The sequence below is a fragment of the Salinisphaera sp. PC39 genome (assembly GCF_040361335.1).
Classification (GTDB): Bacteria; Pseudomonadota; Gammaproteobacteria; order Nevskiales; family Salinisphaeraceae; genus APNM01.
Genome location: NZ_APNM01000006.1, coordinates 196,616 through 217,527 on the forward strand (window position 1 = coordinate 196,616; position 20,912 = coordinate 217,527).

Genomic DNA, 20,912 nt, shown 5'->3' on the forward strand with positions numbered 1-20,912 from the left:
GGAAATCCGCCGTATGAGACGCATCCTCGCCGCCGCCGCCGTCCTGTTCCTGCTGCTGGTCGTGGGCCTGGTCCTGTTCGCGACCCGGCCCTGGTCGGCCTACGACCCGCTGACCATGAACGCCCTGTTCGCCCCGGACCGGCGGGTGGCGAACTTCCGGCACATGGACGCGGTGTTCCCGGCCCGGCGGATCGACGCCTCGCCGGCGCCACACGCATTCCCGCACGCCGAACGGCCGCTGGACGTGCACTACCGCTTCGGCGGCGAACGCCGGACCCTGGACGGCTTCCTCGAACGCATCACCGCCACCGGCCTGCTGGTGCTCAAGGACGGCCGCATCGTCCACGAGCGCTATCTCAACGGCGCCGACGCCGACAGCCGGCTCACCTCCTGGTCGGTCGCCAAGTCCTTCGTGGGCACGCTGGTCGGCATGGCCGCGGCCGAGGGACGCATCGACTCCCTGGACGATCCCATCACCGACTACGTGCCCGAACTGGCCGGCACCGGCTACGACGGCGTGCCCATCCGCGATGTGTTGCGGATGGCCTCGGGCGTCGATTTCGAGGAGGTCTACGACGACCGCCTCTCGGACATCAACCGGTTCTTCCTCAAGGTGTTCCTGTTCGGCTGGCGCGCGGACGAGGCCACCGCCGACTACGGCCGCGCGCGACCGCCGGGCGAGGTCTTCCACTACATCAGCCTGAACACCCAGGCCCTGGGCATGCTCCTGCGCGCGGTCCACGGCGGCCGGGCGCTGCCCGCCATCCTCGAGGAGAAACTGTGGCACCCGCTGGGCGCCGGGGATGCCTTCTGGAACATCGACCGCGACAAAGCCGGCGGCACCGCGCTGGCATTCTGCTGCCTCAACGCGCGGCTGCGGGACTACGCCCGGCTCGGTCAACTCTATCTGCAGAAAGGACGCTGGCGCGGCGAGCGCCTGCTACCCGCGGACTGGGTGCGCGCGGCGACCACGCCGGACGCGCCCTACCTGGAACCGGGGGCCTCGCCCTATCCCTACGGGCCGCGCGGCTACGGCTATCACTGGTGGGTGCCGGCCGATTACGCGCCGGGCGAGTATTTCGCCTCCGGGGTCTGGGGCCAATACATCTACGTCTCCGAGCCGGATGACCTGGTGATCGCCCGCACCGCCGTCGATCCGCACTATCACCAGAACACCGCGGAGTCGATCGCGGTCTTCCGCGCGATCCGCGACGCCCTACGCGAGCCCGGCGAGAAACCCGGAGATCAGGATTAGCAGGCCGCCGATCTCGCCGGCGATCAGGGCGAGCATGAACGCGACCATGGCCGCGGGCGGCACGGTGCGGTCACCCAGCCGGTGCGGCCGCGCAAGCTGGTTGTCGGTGTCGCGCAGCCAGCCGTGCAGCACATAGCTGGCCACGGCGAGGGCGAAGAACAGCACCGACACCAGGATGGCGAGGCTGTCCAGCCAGTCCGGCCAGCGGCTGCGCTCGGCCAGCAATGCCAGCACCACGCACGCAAAGCTGTACATGAGGGCCGCGCGGTGGGCGATATCGACGTACTGCGGCGCCGCGGCCTCGGCCGAGACCATGATCCGGCGGTATTTCCACACCCCCGTGAGCAGGCCGGCCAGCAGGAAAGCGCCGGCGCAGAGCAGACCCAGCTCGTAGGGACTCATGTGCCCTCACCCGCGCGCCGCGCGGCCCGCAGCCCGGCGTCGCGCCCGCGGCGCCGGTAGAGACTACGTCCCACCCAGTTCTGATGGTGCCAGTAGAGCCGATGCAGCAGCGGCAGCCGGGGGATCCAGTAGCGGCCCGGCTCGGCCGGCGCCCGCGGCTCGATGGCGCCGGTCTCGATCTCGGCGGCCACCCAGCCGGGCCCGTCGAGGGCATTCCGGCTGGCGAGCACGGTGCCGTCCGCCGCGACGATCTGGGTCGCGCCGACGAAGCGGGTGGCATAGGGCACGCGCAGGTCGAGGCCGGGCAGGAAATGGAACTCGCCGCGCAGCCGCCCGCCGTGACTGGCCTGGATCACGGGCACGCCCAGCCGCCGCGCGAACTCGACCGGGGCCTGTTCCGACAGGTAGCGGTTGAACTGCGAGATGGGCCCCAGCAGGGTCGGCACGCCGGGCCAGTTATCCGGCATGTCCCACCAGTGGGTACCGGTGATCGCCAGGTCCACGCGACCGCGCAGGCGGGCCACCGTCTGCTCGCGGATCAGTTCCCAGCACACCGCCGCGCCCACGCCGCCGATGTCGGTGTCGAACACGCCGTCGTCCGAGCCGCCCGTGTAGAAGGCGTTCTCCCACATCGTGGGGAGATCCTTGTCGTGGGTGAAGACGCGGCCGTCGGCCTGGACGTAGTGGTAGCGGTTGTAGACCTCGCCGCGGTCGGCGACCAGGAAGGAGCCGCCGATGGCGCCGCCGTGCTCGCGGGCCAGGCGCCGCAGCAGGTCCAGGGCCTGGTTGTCGCCGGCGGGCAGCACCGCCTCGGAGGACGGCGCGCCCGTGATCAGCGGCGTGGTGAAGAACTCCGGCAGGGCCACCAGCCGGGCGCCGGCGGCGAAGGCCTCGCCGGCCAGGCGCTCGACCTGGGCGAGGTTGTCGGCGAGACGCCCTGGCCGTGCCTCGATCTGGACCGCGGCGACCGGGAGCGTCCCGACCATGACGACGATCCGCCGGTCAGCCGCGCTCGGCGAGCGTCGGCACCTCGCGCAGCTCCGGGCCCACGTAGTCCGCGGACGGCCGGATCAGGCGGTTGTCCGCGCGCTGCTCGAAGATGTGCGCCGCCCAGCCGGTGAGCCGCGAGATCACGAAGATGGGCGTGAACAGCGGCGTGGGGATGCCCATGAAGTGGTAGGCCGTGGCATGGAAGAAGTCGGCGTTCGGGAACAGCTTCTTCTCGTCCCACATGATCTGGGCGATGCGCTCGGAGATGTCGTACAGGTTCTTCTTGTAGGCGTCGTCGCCGGCGAACTTGCGGCTCCACTCCTTGATGATGGCGTTGCGGGGGTCCGAGGTCTTGTAGACCCGGTGCCCGAAGCCCATGATCTTTTCCTTGTTCGCCAGCATCTGGTGCAGGCCGCGGTCGGCGTCGTCGGCGTCCTTGAAGGTCTGGATCAGTTCCATCGCCTTCTCGTTGGCGCCGCCGTGCAGCGGCCCGCGCAGGGCGCCGATCGCGCCGGTGATCGCGGAGTAGAAGTCCGACAGGGTCGCGGTGACCACGCGCGCCGTGAAGGTGGAGGCGTTGAACTCGTGCTCCGCGTACAGGATCAGCGAGGTGGACATGCACTGGGCGTGGTCCTCGCTGGCGGGCTTGCCGTGCAGCAGGTGCAGGAAGTGCCCGCCGATGCTGTCGTCGTCGGTCTCGACCTCGATGCGCTTGCCGTTGTTGGCGTAGTGGTACCAGTACAGCAGCATCGAGGAGAAGCTGGCGAGCAGGCGATCGGCCACGTCCTGCTGCTGGCTGGCGGGATCGGTCTCCTGCTCGATGCAGCCGAGCACCGAGCAGCCGGTGCGCATCACGTCCATCGGGTGGCTGTCCGCCGGCAGTTGCTCGAGCGCGGTCTTCACGCCCTCCGGCAGGCCGCGCAGGCCCTGGAGCTTCTTCTTGTAGGCGGCCAGTTCCTGACTGGTGGGCAGCTCGCCCTTGAGCAGCAGGTAGGCGACCTCCTCGAACTCCGTCTTCTCGGCCAGGTCCTCGATCGAGTAACCGCGGTAGGTGAGGCCGACGCCTTGCTTGCCGACGGTGCAGATGGCGGTCTTGCCGGCGGTGACGCCGGCGAGGCCGGCGGTGTTCTCGGGCTTGCTCATGACACTCCTCGCTTAATCCTATTCTTTGTGCAGGTCGACCACGGTGCGGCCCAGCGTCTCGCCGGCCAGCATCGACTCGCAGACCTCCTTGAGGTCGCGCAAGCCTACGGTCTGTTTCACGACACTGTCCAGGTTCGCCGGCCGGTGGGGCCCGGCGAGATCGGCCCAGATCTCGCGGCGCCAATCCATGGGGCATTCCACCGAGTGGATGCCGACCAGGCTCACGCCGCGCAGGATGAACGGCAGCACGGTCGTCTTCAGGCCGACGCCGCCGGCGAGACCGATCGCCGCGATGTTGCCGAAGGGCACGACCTGTTTCACCACCCTTTCTAGTAGTGCCCCCCCGACATTATCGACGGCCCCGCCCCAGCGGGCGCCGGACAGGGGCTTGCCGTCGTCCTCGACGGCCTCCGGCGAGATCACCTCGGCGGCGCCCAGGCCGCGCAGGTAATCGCCGGCGGTGTCGGTCTTGCGCGTGGCCGCCACCACCTCGTAGCCCGCGTTCGACAGGATGTCCACGGCGAAGGAACCGACGCCGCCGGTGGCGCCGGTCACCAGGATCGGCCCCTGCTCGGGCGCCTGACGGTTCTCGCGCAGGCGGCGGAACGCGAAACCGGCGGTGAAGCCGGCCGTGCCCAGGGCCATGCACTGGAACAGGGACAGCTCCTTCGGGCGCGGCACCACGCAATCGGCGGGGATGCGCACGTACTCGGCGTAGCCGCCGTCGCGCTCCTCGCTCATGGCATAGCCGGTCACCAGGACCTCGTCGCCGGGGGCGAAGCGATCGTCCTCGCTGGACTCGACCACGCCCGCCACGTCGATACCGCCGTTCAGCGGGAAACGCCGCAGGATCTTGCCCTTGCCGGTCACCGCGAGGGCGTCCTTGTAGTTCACCGACGAATAGCGCGCGGCGATCACCACCTCGCCCGCGGTCAATTCGTCCAGGGCCACGTCCTGCAGCCGCGCCTCGCTGCCGTCGTCGGTCTTGTGTATACGCAGTGCCCGCATGATCTCGCCTCCTCTTGCAGGGCGCCAAGGCTAGCACGAGTGTCAGCCGGCGGCGCACCGCCGGCGCCGGATGTATCCAAGCGTGGGACACGGCACAATAGCGCGGACATTTTCCGCGGGAATCCCGGTTGCGGGATTCCGGACGTCAGGAGACCGATTCATGAGCGGACACGTCTACAAGGTGATCGAGGTCGTGGGCTCCTCGCCCGAGGGCCTGGAGCAGGCGATCCACAACGGCATCCACGAGGCCTCCCAGAGCGTGCGCCAGATGCGCTGGTTCGAGGTCACGGACACCCGCGGCAACATCGAGAACGGTGTCGTCGCCCACTGGCAGGTTACGCTCAAGATCGGCTTCACCATGGAGTCGAGCCTGTGAGGTCCCGGGCATGAGCGATGTCACACAGGGTTGGACGGCCCGTCTCAACCGTACCGACCTGGAGGAGGCGAACGCCCCCGACGACCCGCTGGCGCTGTTCGAGCGCTGGTTCGCGGAGGCGCGCGAGGCCGACCTGGTCGACGCCAGCGCCATGACCCTGGCCACGGCCGACGCCGAGGGCCTGCCCTCGGCGCGCATCGTGCTCCTCAAGGGCTACGGCGCCGACGGCTTCCGTTTCTACACCAACTACGAGAGCCGCAAGGGCCGCGAGCTGGAAAGCAATCCGTTCGCGGCGCTGGCCTTCTGGTGGGACCGCCTGGAACGTCAGGTCCGCGTGCGCGGCCCGGTGCGGCGCCTGCCGGCGACGGTGTCGGACGAGTACTTCGGCACCCGGCCGCGTGGCAGCCAGATCGGCGCGCACGCCTCGCCCCAGAGCCGGCCCATCGAGGGACGGGCCCGGCTGGAGGACACCGTGGCCGAGCTGACGGAGCGCTTCGGCGACGGCCCGGTGCCGCGACCGGCGCATTGGGGCGGCTATGCCGTGGTGCCCGAGGAGATCGAGTTCTGGCAGGGGCGCGAGAATCGGCTCCACGACCGTCTGCGCTACACCCGCGCGGACGGCGGCTGGCGGCGCGAGCGGCTGGCGCCTTGAGAGGCTGTTTCGCGATGACGGCGCGGTCGCACCGTGGCTGAGCACAGGATCGTGGGAGCGGGCGCGGTGGGCACCGTGCTCGCGGGATTCCTGACCGCGGCCGGCGAATCCGTACGCCTGCAGGTACGGCCCGGGCGGCTCGCCGACTACGCGGACGTCGAACGCCTGACGGTGACGGACAGCGCCGGCCAGGGCGTCGTGGACGTCCCGGCGCCGCCGATCGAGGACCGCGCCGGCGGGGCGGATTACGTCTACCTCGCGGTCAAGCACGGCGGGCTCGATGCCGCGCTCGACGCACTCGACGGACATCTGGGCGAGAACACTGTCCTGCTGCCCTGTCTCAACGGCGTGGGCGTGGGCGACCGGGTGGCCGCCCGCTTTCCGGGGCATACCGTGATGCCGGTGACGATCATGTTCAACGCCCGGATCGAGGCGCCGCTGGCGGCGCGGCTGACTACGCGGCCCGAAATCCTGTTCCGTGCCGCCGAGCTACCGCCGCAGGCCGAATCGCTACGCCGGGCCGGCATGACGGTCGGGCGCGGCGACGACGCCACCGAGTGGGGCAAGCTGCTGATCAACCTCAACAACGCCGTGTGCGCCGCCACCGCCACCGGCTTCGCCGACCTGTTCGGCGATCGGCACCTGGTGCGTGCCTTCGTCACCGTGCTCGACGAGGCGATCGCGGTGCTGGACGCAGCCGGCATCCGCTACGACCTGCCGGTGCCGGTGCCGTACCGCGTCTACCGCTGGCTGTTGCTGCACGGCCGCGGCCTGCCGCTGTGGGTCGCCCGCCGCAAGAACGGCCTCTCGGACGAGGCCTATCCGTCCATGCTCGCGGACCTGCGCGCCGGCCGGGCCACCGAGATCGACGCCCTCAACGGCGCCATCGTCGACCTCGGCCGGACGCACGGCGTGGCGACCCCCGCCAATGCCGAACTGATACGCTTGATCCACGACCGCGAGAAGGACGGCGCGGCGGACCCCCTGACCCCGCAACAACTCCTTCGGAGGCTGGAGAACGCCTGATGCGCGCCTGGATACTCGTCTGCCTGCTGTTGTGCATGCCCGCCGTGGAGGCCGCGGTCTACGATCGGCCCGCGCCCGGCAACGACGTGATCGGCGAAGTCCGCGAGATCCGGACCCGGGCGCAGGACACCCTGGTGGACGTGGCCCGCCGCCACGACATCGGTTACCGCGAACTGCGGCTGGCCAACCCGCACGTCGATCCCTGGCTGCCCGGCGAGGGCACCCGGGTCGTGCTGCCCACCCGCTACGTGCTGCCGGACGCGCCGCGCGAGGGCCTGGTCCTGAACCTCAGCGAGATGCGGCTCTACTACTACCCGGCCAAGGACTCGCCCTACGCCGGCAAGGTGATCACCTATCCCCTGGGCATCGGCCGCGAGGGCCGGAGCACGCCCCTGGGCGAGACCCGGATCGTGCGCACCGCCGACCGGCCCACCTGGTACCCGCCGGCATCGATCCGCAAGGAGCACGCCGAGGACGGCGATCCACTGCCGCGCGTGGTGCCGCCCGGGCCCGACAATCCGCTGGGCGAATACGCGCTCTACCTGGGCTTCCCCAGCTACCTGATCCACGGCACCAACAAGCCGGCGGGCATCGGCATGCGCGTGAGCTCGGGCTGCATCCGCCTGTACCCCGAGGACATCGCCGCCCTGTATTCGATGGTGGACGCGGGTACGACCGTGCGCATCATCGATCAGCCCTACAAGGCCGGCTGGCTGGACGGCACCCTCTACGTCGAGGCCCACCCGCCGGACGCCAACGGCCGCTCGCGGGTCGGCAGCTACACCCCGCTGGTGAAAAGCGTGATCGCGGCCACCCGCCAGCGTCCGGACTTCCCGGTGGACTGGAACCTCGCCCAGAACGCGGCCGAGACCGCCGACGGGGTGCCGGTCTCGGTGGGCAACGAGCAGGTCGCCTCCAAGACGCCCTGAGAGGCCGGGCATGAAAAAACCCCGCCGGGTCACCCCGACGGGGTTCTTCTCTCTCCCGAGAAGCGGGCGCTTACTTGCGCTGCGACTTCTCGAACATGCGCTCGATACGCTTGGAGTTGGCCTCGCAGCAGGACTTGGCCTCCTGGGCTGCCTTCATGGCGCGATCGGCGGTCTGCTGGGCCGAGTCGGCCGTGCGCTTCGCCGCATTCGCGGTGCTCTGCGCATCCTGGGCCATGCTGCGGACGTCGGCGATCTCACTGCGCAGATCGTCGTTGCTGGCGCAACCGGCGGCAACCGCCACCAGTCCGCCGAGAATCAACCCCTTCCATACATTCTTGGTCATAACGTTCTCCTGATTGCCAGGTCACCAGCGATAGCGGGGGAACCCCCCGGAAATACCGTGAATCAAGCTAGCACAGGCATCGGCGCAAGCGAAACAGTCGTCAAATGACGACACTCAGCGTCAACACCGAGAGCGCGGTCACGGCGAATGGGATCACCAACGATACCATGGCGATATCCAGGTAGGCCTGCCGGTGGGTAAGACCGCAGATGGTCAGCAGGGTGATCACGGCGCCGTTGTGGGGCAGCGTGTCGAAGCCGCCCGAGGCCATGGAGGCGATGCGGTGCATCAACCCGGGATCGATGCCGGCGCTGCGGGCCATCTCCAGATAACTGTCGCCCAGGGCCGTGAGCGCGATCGACAACCCGCCCGAGGCGGAGCCGGTGATGCCCGCCAGCACGTTCACGGCCACCATCTCAGAGATCAGCGGGTTGCCGGGCGAGATGTTGATCACGGCGTTCTTGACCAGGGCGAAGGCGGCCAGCGACGCGATGGTGGCACCGTAGCCCACCTCGCTGGCGGTGTTGAAGGTCGGCAGCAGCGAGCCCATCGCGCCGTCCGTGAGCGAGCGGTTGAGCCGCGCCAGGCTGCGGTAGTGGATCGCCGCGACCGCCAGGTTGGCCGCCAGCAGCGCCGCGATCATCGCCCAGAGACCGCGCACGTCGTCGATACTCACCTCGCCGTAGGTCTCCTTGGCGAGGTAGCCGGTGTCCCAGGCCGGGATCACGTGCGCGGTCATCAGGTAATTGGTGGCGATCACCACGGCGATCGGCAACAGGGCCACCCAGAACCCCGGCACGGGACCGTTCTGGGCCTCCGGTTCCTTGATGTGGCCGCTGCCGTAGCCCTCGCCCGCACACCGCGCCACGCGCATGCGCCGGTTCAGCCAGAGCACGCCGCCGCCGAACATGCCGGCCGCGGCCGCCAGCCCCAGGATCGGCGCCGCGAAAGCGTCGGTACCGAAATAGGGCATGGGGATCAGGTTGTGGATCTGGGCCGTGCCGGGCAGCGCCGTCATCGAGAAGGTGAAGGCGCCCAGGGCGATGGTGCCGCCCACCAGGCGCTTGGGGATGTCCAGCTCGCGGAACAAGGCCGCGGCCAGCGGGTAGACCGCGAACGCCACCACGAAGGCGGACACGCCGCCGTATTCCAGCAGTCCACAGGCCAGCACGATCGCGGCGATGCCGTGGCGCGCGCCCAATCGGTCGCGGAAGGCCAGGGCGATGGAACGGGCACAGCCCGAGTCCTCCATCAGCTTCCCGAAGATCGCGCCCAGCAGGAAGATGGGGAAGAACTTGATCGCGAAGCCGCCCATGGACTCCATGAACACCTGGGTGTAGGTGGCCAGCAGGGGCACGTCGTCGGCCTGGAACAGGCACGCGAGCATCGCCAGCACGGGCGCCAGGATGATGACCGATACACCGCGATAGGCCAGCCACATCAGCAGGGCCAGCGACACCAGGATGCCGACGACTCCGAGGATAGTTCTCTCCTTCCCGCACGTTCGTTCTTGTGTCCCGCCGGCCGCCTCGCGGGCACGGCGGAACCCGTCGGATCATAAAGGCTTTCGTCCCGGCATGCATGACGGTAGCGTCGATAACCGTCGTTTTCGAACGGCTTTGCCCTGTGATATAACCGCCCGACTCGATTCGCGGGCTCGAGAGCGGCGCGCGATGGCTATCCCGATTTCCAATCCGGGCACTACCCGTTCGAGGAGTGATGCCGTCGCCGGATAGGCGCTAGGATCGGTCGGGACCGCGCCCGATACACACGACACACGACAACGGGGAAGACGTCATGGCGAGCAAACCGGAGGAGACGCGACAGGTGCCGCACCTGCCGAACCTGATCGGCGGAGCATTCCGCGACAGCAAGGCCTCGGACTGGATCGACGTCACCGATCCGGCCACGCAGGACGTCCTGGCGCGCGCCCCCGTCACCCCGCGCGACGAGATGGCCGCGGCGGTGGATTCCGCGGCCGAGGCCTTCAAGACCTGGAAGGAGGTGCCGGTCGCCGAGCGCGCCCGCCTCATGCTGCGCTACCAGGCGCTGCTCAAGGAGCACCACGACGAGCTCGGCGAGATCCTCGCCAAGGAGACCGGCAAGACCTTCGCCGACGCCAAGGGCGACGTCTGGCGCGGCATCGAGGTGGCGGAGCAGGCCTGCAACGCGCCGGCGCTGATGCTGGCGGAGTCGGCCGAGAACGTCGCCTCGGGCATCGACACCCGCACCATCACGCACCCGCTGGGGGTGTGCGCGGGCATCACGCCGTTCAACTTCCCGGCGATGATCCCGCTGTGGTTCTTCCCGATCGCGATCGTCACCGGCAACACCTTCGTGCTCAAGCCCTCCGAGCAGGACCCGATGACGCCCAACCGGCTCGCCGAGCTGTTCCTGGAGGCGGGCTTCCCCAAGGACGTACTGCAAGTGGTGCACGGCGCCCGCGAGCAGGTGGACTATCTGCTGACCCACGACACCATCAAGGCGGTGTCCTTCGTGGGCTCGGTGCCGGTGGCCCAGCACGTCTACCGGACCTCCACGGACCACCTCAAGCGCTGCCAGGCCTTCGCCGGAGCCAAGAACCACATGGTGGTGATGCCCGACGCCGACAAGTCGCAGGCGATCAACAACCTGGTGGGCTCGGCGGTGGGCGCCGCCGGCCAACGCTGCATGGCCAACTCCGTGGCCGTGCTGGTGGGCGAGGCCCGCGACTGGCTGCCCGAGATCAAGGCCGCGATGGAGCAGGTCCGGCCCGGGCGCTGGGACGACCCCGAGGCCGGCTACGGCGCCCTGATCAACCCGCGCGCCGCGCAGCGGGTCAAGGATCTGATCGCCCAGGGCGAGAAGGAGGGCGCCACCCTGGAACTGGACGGCCGCGACTGCGCGGTCGAGGGCTATCCGGACGGCAACTGGGTCGGCCCCACCCTGTTCTCGGGCGTGAAGCCCGGCATGACCGTCTACGACGAGGAGATCTTCGGCCCGGTGCTGTGCGTCACCGAGGCGGAGACCCTGGAGGAGGCCATCGCCCTGATCAACGCCAACCCCTACGGCAACGGCACCTCGATCTTCACCGCCAGCGGCGCCGCGGCGCGCAAGTACGTGCACGAGATCGAGGTCGGCCAGGTGGGCGTGAACATCCCGATCCCGGTGCCGGTGCCCTTCTTCTCGTTCACCGGCGCCAAGGGCAGCTTCTACGGCGACCTGCACGCCTACGGCAAGCAGGCGTTCCGGTTCTTCACCGAGACCAAGACCGTGATCTCGCGCTGGTTCGAGTCCGACATCCCGGCGAGCGGCCCGAACCTGACGATCAACATGAAATAACGGTTAACCACAGAGGCACAGAGAACACAGAGAAAAGAGGCTGTTTTTCCTTTTCAGCCCTCCGTGCCTCTGTGACTCTGTGGTTCAAATGGGACGGTGTACGGTTTATCCATGAATGAACCACAGAGACACAGGGCACACGGAGAAGAAACTGTTTTTATTTTAAAAACTCTGTGGCCTCTGTGCCTCTGTGGTTACGAATCCTGAACCCATGAACTTCGAGCTCACCGACGACCAACGCGCCTTCCAGGAGGCCGCCGAGACCTTCGCCCTGAGCGAGATGGCGCCGCACGCGGCCGAGTGGGACGCCGAGGCGCATTTCCCCAAGGACGTGATCGCGGCCGCGGGGGAACTGGGCTTCTGCGGCCTGTACTCGCCTGAGGCGGCGGGCGGCCTGGGGTTGTCGCGGCTGGACGCCTCCATCGTGTTCGAGGCCCTGTGCAAGGGCTGCACCTCGACCACCGCCTTCATCACCATCCACAACATGGCCACCTGGATGGTGACCGAGTTCGGCGACGACGACCTGGTCGCGGAATGGGGCGAGCCGCTGACCTCGGGTCGGAAGCTGGCCTCGTACTGCCTCACGGAGCCCGGCGCCGGCTCCGACGCCGCCAGCCTCAAGACCACGGCCCGCCGTGACGGCGATGACTACGTGCTCAACGGCGGCAAGGTCTTCTCCTCCGGGGCGGGCGACACCGACGCCCTGGTGGTGATGGCGCGCACCGGCGGCGAGGGCGCCGCCGGCATCACCTGCTTCCTGGTGCCCGGCGACGCCGAGGGCGTGTCCTACGGCCGCAAGGAGCCCAAGATGGGCTGGAACAGCCAGCCCACCCGCGCCATCGCCTTCGACGACGTGCGCCTGCCCGCGCGTAACCGCGTCGGCGCCGAGGGCGAGGGCTTCCGGTTCGCGATGAAGGGCCTGGACGGCGGCCGCATCAACATCGCCACCTGCTCGGTGGGCACAGCCCAACGGGCCATGGAGATCACGCGCGACTACATGCGCGAGCGCCGCCAGTTCGGCAGCGCCCTGACGGGCTTCCAGGCCCTGCAGTTCAAGTTCGCGGACATGGCCACCGAACTGGTGGCGGCGCGCCAGATGGTGCGCCTGGCCGCGAGCAAGCTCGACCGCGGCGATCCCGAAGCCACCGCCTACTGCGCCATGGCCAAGCGCTTCGCCACGGACGCCGGCTTCAACGTCTGCAACGACGCCCTGCAGCTTCACGGCGGCTACGGCTACATCCGGGAATACCCGCTGGAACGCATGGTCCGCGATCTGCGCGTGCACCAGATCCTGGAGGGCACCAACGAGATCATGCGCCTGGTCGTCGCCCGGCGCATGTTCGCCGACGGCGTGCTCGAGGCCATGCAATGAATTTGAATTGAACCACAGAGGCACAGAGATCACAGAGCAAAGAAATGCATGACCACAAGACACTAACGACACAGTCTTTGTGGATTTAATTCTTGAAAACTCTGTGTCCTCTGTGCCTCTGTGGTTAATCGTAAAAATGGAGGGTCACGCATGACAGCGAACATCCAGGTCGAAAAGCGCGGCCACGTGGCCGTGCTCACGATCGACAACCCGCCCGCCAACACCTGGACCCAGCCCAGCCTCGACGAGCTGCACGACGTGATCGAGGCGCTGGACGCCGACGCCGACAACTACGCGCTGGTGATCACCGGCGCCGGCGACAAGTTCTTCTCCGCCGGCGCCGACCTCAAGACCTTCGCCGACGGCGACAAGGGCGTGGCCTCGGACATGGCGCGGGCCTTCGGGCGCGCCTTCGAGCGGCTCTCGGCCTATGCCGGCGTGTCGATCGCGGCGGTCAACGGCTACGCCATGGGCGGCGGCCTGGAATGCGCCCTGGCCTGCGACATCCGCATCGCCGCCGACAACGCCAAGATGGCGCTGCCGGAGGCCGGCGTGGGCCTGCTGCCCTGCGCCGGCGGCACCCAGAACCTGCCGTGGCTGGTGGGCGAGGGCTGGGCCAAGCGCATGATCCTCTGCGGCGAACGCGTGGACGCGGCCACCGCCGAACGCATCGGCCTGACCGAGCAGACCGTGGCCGCCGGCGAGGCGCTGGACACCGCCGTGGCCCTCGCCGAGAAGGTCGGCAACCAGTCCCCGCCCGCGGTACGCGCCTGCAAGTGCCTGATCCAGAGCGCCCGCTACCAGGGGCCGGCCTGGAACCTCCCGGCCGAGCGCGAGGCCTTCGTGGGCCTGTTCGACACCGCGGACCAGGCCGAGGGCGTGAACGCCTTCCTGGAGAAGCGGTCACCCGAGTGGAAGAACGGCTGAATCAACCACGGAGACACGCAGTCCGGAGACTAACCACAGAGGCACAGAGGGCACAGAGTGAAGTGATTGTTGTCACTCCGGAAAGACACGAAGCGGTTTGTCCGCAGTCCAGGGGGACATTCGACGATGGAGAATGCATCCCTGGGTCCCGGATCGCGCTGCACCGCAGCGCGTCCGGGACGACGACATCGTTTTCGCTCTGTGTCCTCTGTGTCTCTGTGGTTGAACATCGAATCGAGGAGAGATCGTAGATGGCGGATGACAACGCCGACACCCTGCTGCTGGAAGAGATCCCGCTGGGCGATGGCAAGCGCCTGGGCAGGGCCACGCTGAACGCGCCCAAGGCCCTGAACTCGCTGTCCCTGGACATGATCCGGCGGCTCACGCCGCAACTCCGGGACTGGGACGCCGACCCGGACGTGGTCTGTATCCTGCTCGAGGGCGCGGGCGAGAAGGCCTTCTGTGCCGGCGGCGATATCGTGCGCATCTATCACGGCATGCGGGCGATGGCCGGCGAGGGCGACGGCGACGCCGACTATCCGGACGCTTTCTTCACCGACGAGTACCGCCTGGACTACACCATCCATTGCCTGGCCACCCCCACCATCGCCTGGGGCGACGGCATCGTGATGGGCGGCGGCATGGGCATCCTGCAGGGTGCGTCCTACCGGGTGGTGACCGAGAACACCCGCATGGCCATGCCCGAGATCGGCATCGGCCTGTTCCCGGACGTGGGCGCCACCTGGTTCCTCAACCGCATGCCGGGGCGCACCGGCCTGTTCCTGGGCCTGACCGGCGCCCAGATCAACGCCGGCGACGCCCTGTTCTGCAACCTCGCCGACCGCTTCCTGCCGGCCGAGTCCGGCGACGACCTGATCGAGCGGCTGGCGGCCGCCGCGGACTGGACGGAGCCGCACCGCGTGGTGGACGGCGTGCTGCGGCGGCTGGCGCACGAATCCGGCGCGCAGCCGCCGCATTCGACGGTGCGCCAGCACCTGGACACCATCAACGAAGCCACCGACGCCGCGACCCTGAGCGAGATCGTGGCGGCCATCCGCGCCCTGGAAAGCCGCGACGACAAGTGGCTGACGCGCGCCGCCAAGACCCTGGACGGCGGCTGCCCCACGACCGCGGCGCTGGTCCACGAACAGATCCGGCGCGGGGCGCATCTGTCGCTCAAGCAGTGCTTCATGCGCGAGCTCAAGATGGCCGCCCAGTGCATCCGCCATCCGGACTTCGCGGAAGGCATACGCGCCCTGCTGATCGACAAGGACGGCAAGCCGGCCTGGCGCTACCAGTCGGTCGCGGAGATTCCCGAGGATTACATCGAGGCCCATTTCGAGGCGCCCTGGGACGGCGAGCACCCGCTGGCCGACCTGCCGGCGGAGCAACCTTGACTGGGTGGGTCTTCATTTAATCAACCACAGGGACACAGAGGCACAGAGTTTTTAAAAAGAAACAAAGACGCGAAGCGGACCTGTCATTGCATCTTCGTGTTCTTTCTCTGTGGCTCCGTGACTCTGTGGTTCCCGTTATGGAGGAGAGAACCATGGCGACTATCGGCTTCATCGGCCTGGGCAACATGGGCGGCCCCATGGCCGCCAACCTGCTGGCCGCGGGACACACGCTCAAGGTCTTCGATCTCGACCCGGCGCTGGCCGAGCCGCTGATCGCCGACGGCGCCACCCTCGCGGAGACACCCGGCGACACCGTGGCCGGGGTGGACGTCCTGGTCTCGATGCTGCCCAACGGCGACATCGTCAAGGACCTCTACATCCGCGACCAGGCGCTGCTGGACCGCATCGACCCGGCGACCCTGGTGATCGATTCCTCCACCATCGCCGCCGAGGACGCGCGCGAGGTGCACGAAGCCGCCAAGGCCCGCGGCGTGGGCATGATCGACGCGCCGGTGTCCGGCGGCGTGGGCGCGGCCAAGTCCGGCAAGCTCACCTTCATCTGCGGCGGCGACGCCGAGGACGTCGACCGCGGCCGCGAGGTGCTCGGCGCCATGGGCAAGGCGGTGTTCCGCGCCGGGCCCTCGGGCGCCGGCCAGGTCGCCAAGATCTGCAACAACATGCTACTGGCCGTGCACATGATCGGCACCGCCGAGGCCCTGGCGCTGGGTGCGAGGGCCGGTCTCGACCCCAAGGCGATGACCGAGATCATGGCCGCGTCCTCGGGCCGCAACTGGTCGCTGGACACCTACAACCCCTGGCCCGGGGTGCAGGACGGCGTGCCCGCGGGCAACGGCTACGAGGGCGGCTTCCTGGTCAAGCTCATGAACAAGGACCTGGGCCTGGCCGCGGCCGCCGCCGAGCGCCTGGGCGCCGAAACCCCCATGGGCGAGCTCGCCCGCAAGCTCTACGGCGAGCACGCCGAGGCCAGCTACGCCGACAAGGACTTCTCCAGCATCCTGGAACGGTTCCGGAATTCGGAGTGAGTTGTCATCCGCGGATGAACGCCGATTGACGCAGAGGCAGACCCGTTTTTCCCCCAAATCGTGCCGGTAACGAGCGGGAGCGCTGGTCCCGGCATACGGCTCCGTGATTCCTCGAAATGAGGAGAGTCCGCGGATTCACGCAAACGGTTTTCAAACCAGTGCCCTCAATCTGCGTCCATCGGCGTCAATCTGCGGATCGAATTTTTACTACCCCTGCCAGACGACCTCGTCGCGCAGCATCGCGGCGAGCTCGTTCAGTTGGCGGCCCTCGCCTTCGGGGCAGAACAGCGCGATCACGCCACGGCGGGTCTGGATCACGCGGCCGCGCATGCCGGCCCGTTCCAGGTCGACATCGCGCGGCCAGGCGCCGTCCGGCAGCACGAAGGCGGTGACACGCGTGCCGCCGTGCTCGAACACGAAGTGGGCGGTCTGCTTGCCCTGGACGTCACAGAAACGCGCGCGCAGCACATGCGCCAGCAGGTTGGCGTCGAAACCCACGCCCAGGCGCTCGCCCATGCCGGTAAGCTCGGCGGCGGCGTCCGGCGCCGCCGCCTGGCGGTGCAGCGGATCCTTGGCCATGTGGGCGATCATGTCGTCGGCCAGCCGGTACGGGGCCAGGTACTGCCAGCCGCTGTAGCCCACGCCGATGCCGAGCACCAGGACCGCGGCCGCCGCCAGCCAGCGCACACCGCGCCGGCGCCCGCGGCTGCGGGCGAAAATCACCCGCTCCGGCAGCCGCTCGGGCACCGGCACCCGCAGCGCGGTCCGCAGCCGCGTCTCGAAGGCGCCGACCTCGGCCGCGTAGCGGGCGCAGGCCGGGCACTCGCGCAAGTGTTCGTGCAGCGCGGCATCCTCCGACCGGGGATCGGTCAGCAGGGCGCGGCGGCAATCCAGGCAATTCACGGTCGTTCCTCCCGGCCCGGTCGCGAGCCTTCGGCCCCGACCGCGCTCATCAACTGTTTGCGGGCCCGGAACAAGCGGGTCATCACGGCGCTCTCGCTGATGCCGACGATCCCCGCGATCTCGCGCACGCTGCAGCCGAGCAGCGCCTGCAGGGCCAGCGGCTCGCGGTAGTCCGCCGGCAACTCGAACAACCGCCGCCGCAGCTCGGCGGTCTCGGCATCCGCCTCCGGCCCGCCCGCGACCGCATCCGGCAGCGTGCCCAGGTCCACGTCCGCGTAGTCGAAGCGCTTGCGCTCGTAGAGCCGGGCATGCTCGCGCCGCAGCGTGGTCAGCAGCCAGGACTTGGCGGCGTCGGCGTCGCGCAGGCTGTCCAGGAAGCGCCAGGCGCGCAGCAGGGTCTCCTGCACCAGATCCTCGGCCAGCGACGGATCACGGCACAGCCAAACCGCGTAGCGGTGAAGGTCGTCGGCGACCGCGCCCACCATCGCGTCGAATCGGTGCTGTCTGCTGTTCATCCCGTCGGTGTCCGGGGCCGTTCGCGGGGTCCTGGCTATGGGACCGGGTCGGGAGGCGGTTGCTTGCGGCCGAACCCGGCGATCCGGGGCAACGCTGTCACGAAAGCCCGCCGACCGCGATCACGCCGAGCAACTGAGGGCGATACCACGGGCCCACTCCGGGGGCAGGCGGGCATAGTCCTCGTGCGCCGGCTGCTCGTCGCAGGGCGCCGACAGGATACGGCGCAGACGCTCGATCTCGCCGAAGTCGCCCTCGCGGGCCCGCTCGACGGCGGCTTCCGCGAGATAGGTGCGCAGCACGTACTTGGGGTTCACGGCCTCCATGCGGGCGCGGCGCTCGGCATCGTCGGTCGTGCCCTCGGCGGCCAGGCGGGTCCGCCAGTCGGCCACCCAGGAGGCGGCCGCCTCGCGATCCGCGAACTCGTCCAGGAACGGGCCGGCCGGGGCATCGTCCGCGGCGCCGACCCGGCCCAGGGCCCGGAAGACGCGGGTGTAGTCGGCACTCTCCGCGGCCATGCGCCGGAGCAGCCCTTCCAGCAGGGTGTCGTCGCCGTCGCGCGCCTCGCGCAGGCCCAGCTTGGCCCGCATCCGCCGCCGGTAGGCGGCGTCGAAACGGCCGCGGTAGGCGTCCAGCGCCTCGCGGCCGATGGCGACGGCGTCGTCGGCATGGTGCGCGAGCAGCGGCAGGATCGCCTGCACGAAGCGGCCCAGGTTCCAGAGCGCGATGGTGGGCTGGCGGTCGAAGGCGTAACGCCCGTGCATGTCCGAATGGTTGGGCGTCCAGTTCGGGATGTAGCCGTCCATGAAGGCGAACGGCCCGTAGTCCAGGGTCTGGCCGGTCACGGACATGTTGTCGGTGTTCATCACCCCGTGCACGAAGCCCACCGCCTGCCAGTCGGCGACCAGCTCGGCGGTCCGATCGATCACGGCGGCCATCCAGGCGCGGTAGCGCTCGGCGTCGTCGGCGATCGCGGTCAGATCGGGATACTCGGCGGCGATCACGTGGTCCGCCAACGGCGCCAGGGCGTCGAACATCTCGCGGTAGAAGAAATACTCGAAACTGCCGAAGCGCACGTGGGTATCCGCCACCCGCGCCAACACCGCGGCCGTGTGCGGCACCTCGCGCTGCACGGGGTCGTCGGAACCGACCACCGCCAGCGCCCGCGTGGTCGGGATGCCGAGCCCCGCCATGGCTTCGCTGGCCAGGAACTCGCGCACGGTGGAATGCAGGATCGCGCGGCCGTCCGCGCCGCGTGCGTATGGCGTGCGGCCGGCCCCCTTGAGCTGGATGTCGCGCAGGCGGCCATCGGGACCGCGTACCTGGCCGAGCAGGATGGCGCGGCCGTCACCCAGGCGCGGTACCCGCACACCGAACTGATGGCCGGCGTAGACCTGGGCCACCGGCGCCGCGCCCGCGGGCACGCGGTTGCCGGCCACCACCGCCACGAAGTCGGGATCGTCGGCCACCGCCGGGTCGAGACCCAGCGACGCCGCCACGTCGGGGCTGAACGCGACCGGATGCGGCGGGTACGCCAGCGGCGTCGGCGCCTGCGGCGCGGCATAGGTCTCGCCCAGGGCCGCGAGGCGATTGTCCCAATCCAGGTCGTCGAACCGCGCCGCCGGTTGCCGATCGGATACGCTCAAGAGGGACGCCGGCCCGTTACTCGCCGTCATCACCGCCGCCGGGCGGCGGCGGTTGGCAATAACCTTCCTGGCTCTCGCTGCCGTCCTCGATCGGCACCTGCTTGGAGCCTTCCATCGCCTTGCATTCCTCCTGACGCCGGCGCGCCTCGGCCGCCTCGCGCGCGCGCTCGTTCTCATACTCGCGGCGGGCGTCCTGCAGGCGCTCGATGTCACGCGACAGACCGTCCGGGTCCTCGCGCCCAGGATACTCGCGCCGGGGCTCCTTGGTCTGCTCGAAGACCTCGATGGGCTGGACCGGCCCCTTGCGCGCCGGCTTCTCCTCCGGCGTCTCCTCCTGCCCCCACAGGGCGCAGCCGGCGAGGCTCGCGCCGATCACGGCGATACAGGCTAATCGGAACATGGCGGTCATCCGTGGGGTCAGGCTCGTGCCTATATCGTACCAGCGGAGCCGAATCCGGGGCCGGTTTCACGGCCCTGTCACCCGCGTGCCATATGAATGGCGCATCCACGGTCATCGCTGCATAGTCGCCATGCTCAATCCCGACAGCCGCCTGCTGATCAAACTCTGGATGCGCACGCCCCTGCGCATCGCCACCGCCGCCCCCAGCGGCGACGCCGTCTCGGCCGCGCTAGCCCGCGAGGCGACCGGCGAGACCGGCTGGGTGGTGGAGCTGGGCGGCGGCACCGGTCCCGTGACCCGGGCGCTGCTCGCCGCGGGCGTGCCCGCCCACCGGCTGCTGGTGCTGGAACAGAACCCGGAGCTGCACCGCGTGCTGGCGGCGCGCTTCCCCAGCGTGGCCACGGTGTGCGGCGACGCCGCGCGGCTGGACCGGATCCTCGCGGCGCACGGCGCGCGCCGGGTGCGGGCGGTGATCTCGACGCTGCCCATCCTGACCATGCCGCCATCCGTGCAGCGCGCGATCCTGGACCAGGCCTTCGCCGCCATGGGCGATCACGGCCGTTTCGTGCAGATCACCTACATGCCGGGCTCACCGGTACCGAAGCGGCGGCTCGGGCGCTGGGGCTACGAGGCCGCGATCGCCCGTTTCGCCCTGCGCAACGTCCCGCCCGCGACCATCTGGCGTTATACCCGGCGGGCGGCGATGCCGACCGCGGCCTGACCGGGCTCGCTCCACACCGCCTGACATGCTAGAAACGCGGGCTGGTTTCCATCCAGCCATGACAACCGCATGTCCGAGACCCACGACCCGCGCCCGACGCCGGCGCAGATCAACGCCATGATGGCGGCGAACTCGCCGTTCCACAGCCTGCTGCCGCTCGAGTTGCAGGAGATCGACGAGGAACGGGCGCTGTGCCACCTCGACCTGCGCCCGGAATACTTCCACGGCGGCGGTTTCCTGCACGGCGGCATCACCTACGCCCTGGCGGATGCGGCGGTGGCCTACCTCGTGCTCTGGCGCGCGGGCTTCGACCGCAAGGCCTTCACCATCGAGGGCAAGCTGAACTACCTGGCCTCGGTCCCCGCGGGCACCGAGGGCCACCTGGTCGCGGAGGCGCGCTGCGTGTCCTTCGGCCGCACCACGGCGGTGGTGGACGCCGACATCTACAACGATAGCGGCCGCCGGCTCTGCCACGGCATCTTCACCTACGCGATCAGGTAGTAGACGGCACCACGCGGGCGATGCGAATCTTCCGCGACGGTGGT

The 20,912-nt window shown here is 69.3% G+C and carries 22 protein-coding genes; 12 read left to right on the forward strand and 10 right to left on the reverse strand.

Features of this window, described 5'->3' with window-relative positions:
• The first annotated feature begins 13 nt into the window (after positions 1-13).
• The gene (locus PC39_RS07975; RefSeq protein WP_353252848.1) at positions 14-1,255 is read left to right on the forward strand and encodes a serine hydrolase domain-containing protein; all 1,242 of its coding nucleotides are present in this window, start codon (positions 14-16) and stop codon (positions 1,253-1,255) included.
• Here PC39_RS07975 and PC39_RS07980 read toward each other — a convergent pair.
• Genes PC39_RS07980 through PC39_RS07995 form a run of 4 tightly spaced genes read right to left on the reverse strand, consistent with a single transcriptional unit; the run spans position 1,217 to position 4,798 of the window.
• Entirely contained in the window at positions 1,217-1,657 is a 441-nt protein-coding gene (locus tag PC39_RS07980) for a hypothetical protein (protein WP_353252849.1), read from the reverse strand. The genes PC39_RS07975 and PC39_RS07980 overlap by 39 nt on opposite strands.
• Positions 1,654-2,643, reverse strand: coding sequence for a carbon-nitrogen hydrolase family protein (locus PC39_RS07985; protein ID WP_353252850.1), 990 nt, complete (start codon positions 2,641-2,643; stop codon positions 1,654-1,656). The genes PC39_RS07980 and PC39_RS07985 overlap by 4 nt, the downstream gene beginning before the upstream one ends.
• Before the next feature lie 16 nt (positions 2,644-2,659).
• On the reverse strand, positions 2,660-3,790 hold the full coding sequence (gene prpC / locus PC39_RS07990) for a bifunctional 2-methylcitrate synthase/citrate synthase (RefSeq protein WP_353252851.1): 1,131 nt from the start codon (positions 3,788-3,790) through the stop codon (positions 2,660-2,662).
• Between the two features lie 18 nt (positions 3,791-3,808).
• Positions 3,809-4,798, reverse strand: coding sequence for a YhdH/YhfP family quinone oxidoreductase (locus PC39_RS07995; RefSeq protein ID WP_353252852.1), 990 nt, complete (start codon positions 4,796-4,798; stop codon positions 3,809-3,811).
• A 160-nt stretch (positions 4,799-4,958) separates the two neighbouring features.
• Between PC39_RS07995 and PC39_RS08000 the strand changes: the two genes are divergently transcribed.
• Genes PC39_RS08000 through PC39_RS08015 form a run of 4 tightly spaced genes read left to right on the forward strand, consistent with a single transcriptional unit; the run spans position 4,959 to position 7,781 of the window.
• Positions 4,959-5,174: a dodecin gene (locus PC39_RS08000; RefSeq protein ID WP_353252853.1), complete on the forward strand. Its 216-nt coding sequence runs from the start codon at positions 4,959-4,961 to the stop codon at positions 5,172-5,174.
• A 10-nt stretch (positions 5,175-5,184) separates the two neighbouring features.
• Positions 5,185-5,826: a pyridoxamine 5'-phosphate oxidase gene (pdxH, locus tag PC39_RS08005; protein ID WP_353252854.1), complete on the forward strand. Its 642-nt coding sequence runs from the start codon at positions 5,185-5,187 to the stop codon at positions 5,824-5,826.
• Between the two features lie 33 nt (positions 5,827-5,859).
• Positions 5,860-6,852, forward strand: a complete 993-nt coding sequence (locus tag PC39_RS08010; RefSeq protein WP_353252855.1) for a ketopantoate reductase family protein — start codon at positions 5,860-5,862, stop codon at positions 6,850-6,852.
• Positions 6,852-7,781: a L,D-transpeptidase family protein gene (locus PC39_RS08015; protein WP_353252856.1), complete on the forward strand. Its 930-nt coding sequence runs from the start codon at positions 6,852-6,854 to the stop codon at positions 7,779-7,781. Before PC39_RS08010 ends, PC39_RS08015 begins: the two co-directional genes overlap by 1 nt.
• A gap of 70 nt (positions 7,782-7,851) precedes the next feature.
• On the opposite strand, the gene PC39_RS08020 is transcribed toward PC39_RS08015, so the two are convergent.
• Complete coding sequence (locus tag PC39_RS08020; protein ID WP_353252857.1) at positions 7,852-8,124, reverse strand: Lpp/OprI family alanine-zipper lipoprotein; 273 nt, start codon at positions 8,122-8,124, stop codon at positions 7,852-7,854.
• A gap of 100 nt (positions 8,125-8,224) precedes the next feature.
• Positions 8,225-9,607 (reverse strand): GntP family permease, encoded by a 1,383-nt coding sequence (locus tag PC39_RS08025; protein WP_353252877.1) that lies wholly within the window; start codon positions 9,605-9,607, stop codon positions 8,225-8,227.
• 314 nt (positions 9,608-9,921) lie between these two features.
• On the opposite strand from PC39_RS08025, the gene PC39_RS08030 reads away from it, so the two are divergent.
• The 5 genes from PC39_RS08030 (at position 9,922) to mmsB (ending at position 16,184) form a co-directional block, all read left to right on the forward strand.
• Positions 9,922-11,445 (forward strand): CoA-acylating methylmalonate-semialdehyde dehydrogenase, encoded by a 1,524-nt coding sequence (locus PC39_RS08030; RefSeq protein ID WP_353252858.1) that lies wholly within the window; start codon positions 9,922-9,924, stop codon positions 11,443-11,445.
• A 211-nt stretch (positions 11,446-11,656) separates the two neighbouring features.
• A complete protein-coding gene (locus PC39_RS08035; RefSeq protein ID WP_353252859.1) occupies positions 11,657-12,817 on the forward strand; it encodes an acyl-CoA dehydrogenase family protein in 1,161 nt (386 codons plus the stop codon).
• 150 nt (positions 12,818-12,967) lie between these two features.
• Positions 12,968-13,744, forward strand: a complete 777-nt coding sequence (locus PC39_RS08040; RefSeq protein ID WP_353252860.1) for an enoyl-CoA hydratase — start codon at positions 12,968-12,970, stop codon at positions 13,742-13,744.
• Between the two features lie 251 nt (positions 13,745-13,995).
• Entirely contained in the window at positions 13,996-15,141 is a 1,146-nt protein-coding gene (locus tag PC39_RS08045) for an enoyl-CoA hydratase/isomerase family protein (RefSeq protein ID WP_353252861.1), read from the forward strand.
• 152 nt (positions 15,142-15,293) lie between these two features.
• Positions 15,294-16,184, forward strand: a complete 891-nt coding sequence (gene mmsB, locus PC39_RS08050; protein ID WP_353252862.1) for a 3-hydroxyisobutyrate dehydrogenase — start codon at positions 15,294-15,296, stop codon at positions 16,182-16,184.
• Between the two features lie 207 nt (positions 16,185-16,391).
• On the opposite strand, the gene PC39_RS08055 is transcribed toward mmsB, so the two are convergent.
• The 4 genes from PC39_RS08055 to PC39_RS08070 all read right to left on the reverse strand — a co-directional run bounded on the left by PC39_RS08055 (position 16,392) and on the right by PC39_RS08070 (position 19,646).
• Positions 16,392-17,087 (reverse strand): DUF3379 family protein, encoded by a 696-nt coding sequence (locus tag PC39_RS08055; RefSeq protein WP_353252863.1) that lies wholly within the window; start codon positions 17,085-17,087, stop codon positions 16,392-16,394.
• A complete protein-coding gene (locus PC39_RS08060) occupies positions 17,084-17,602 on the reverse strand; it encodes a sigma-70 family RNA polymerase sigma factor (protein WP_353252864.1) in 519 nt (172 codons plus the stop codon). The genes PC39_RS08055 and PC39_RS08060 overlap by 4 nt, the downstream gene beginning before the upstream one ends.
• A gap of 120 nt (positions 17,603-17,722) precedes the next feature.
• A complete protein-coding gene (locus PC39_RS08065; RefSeq protein ID WP_353252865.1) occupies positions 17,723-19,246 on the reverse strand; it encodes a protein adenylyltransferase SelO in 1,524 nt (507 codons plus the stop codon).
• A gap of 16 nt (positions 19,247-19,262) precedes the next feature.
• Positions 19,263-19,646 (reverse strand): hypothetical protein, encoded by a 384-nt coding sequence (locus PC39_RS08070; protein WP_353252866.1) that lies wholly within the window; start codon positions 19,644-19,646, stop codon positions 19,263-19,265.
• Positions 19,647-19,731: 85 nt separating this feature from the next.
• On the opposite strand from PC39_RS08070, the gene PC39_RS08075 reads away from it, so the two are divergent.
• Together PC39_RS08075 and PC39_RS08080 are read left to right on the forward strand one after the other, a co-directional pair.
• On the forward strand, positions 19,732-20,367 hold the full coding sequence (locus PC39_RS08075) for a class I SAM-dependent methyltransferase (protein ID WP_353252867.1): 636 nt from the start codon (positions 19,732-19,734) through the stop codon (positions 20,365-20,367).
• Between the two features lie 69 nt (positions 20,368-20,436).
• On the forward strand, positions 20,437-20,868 hold the full coding sequence (locus tag PC39_RS08080) for a PaaI family thioesterase (protein WP_353252868.1): 432 nt from the start codon (positions 20,437-20,439) through the stop codon (positions 20,866-20,868).
• The last annotated feature ends 44 nt before the right edge of the window (positions 20,869-20,912 follow it).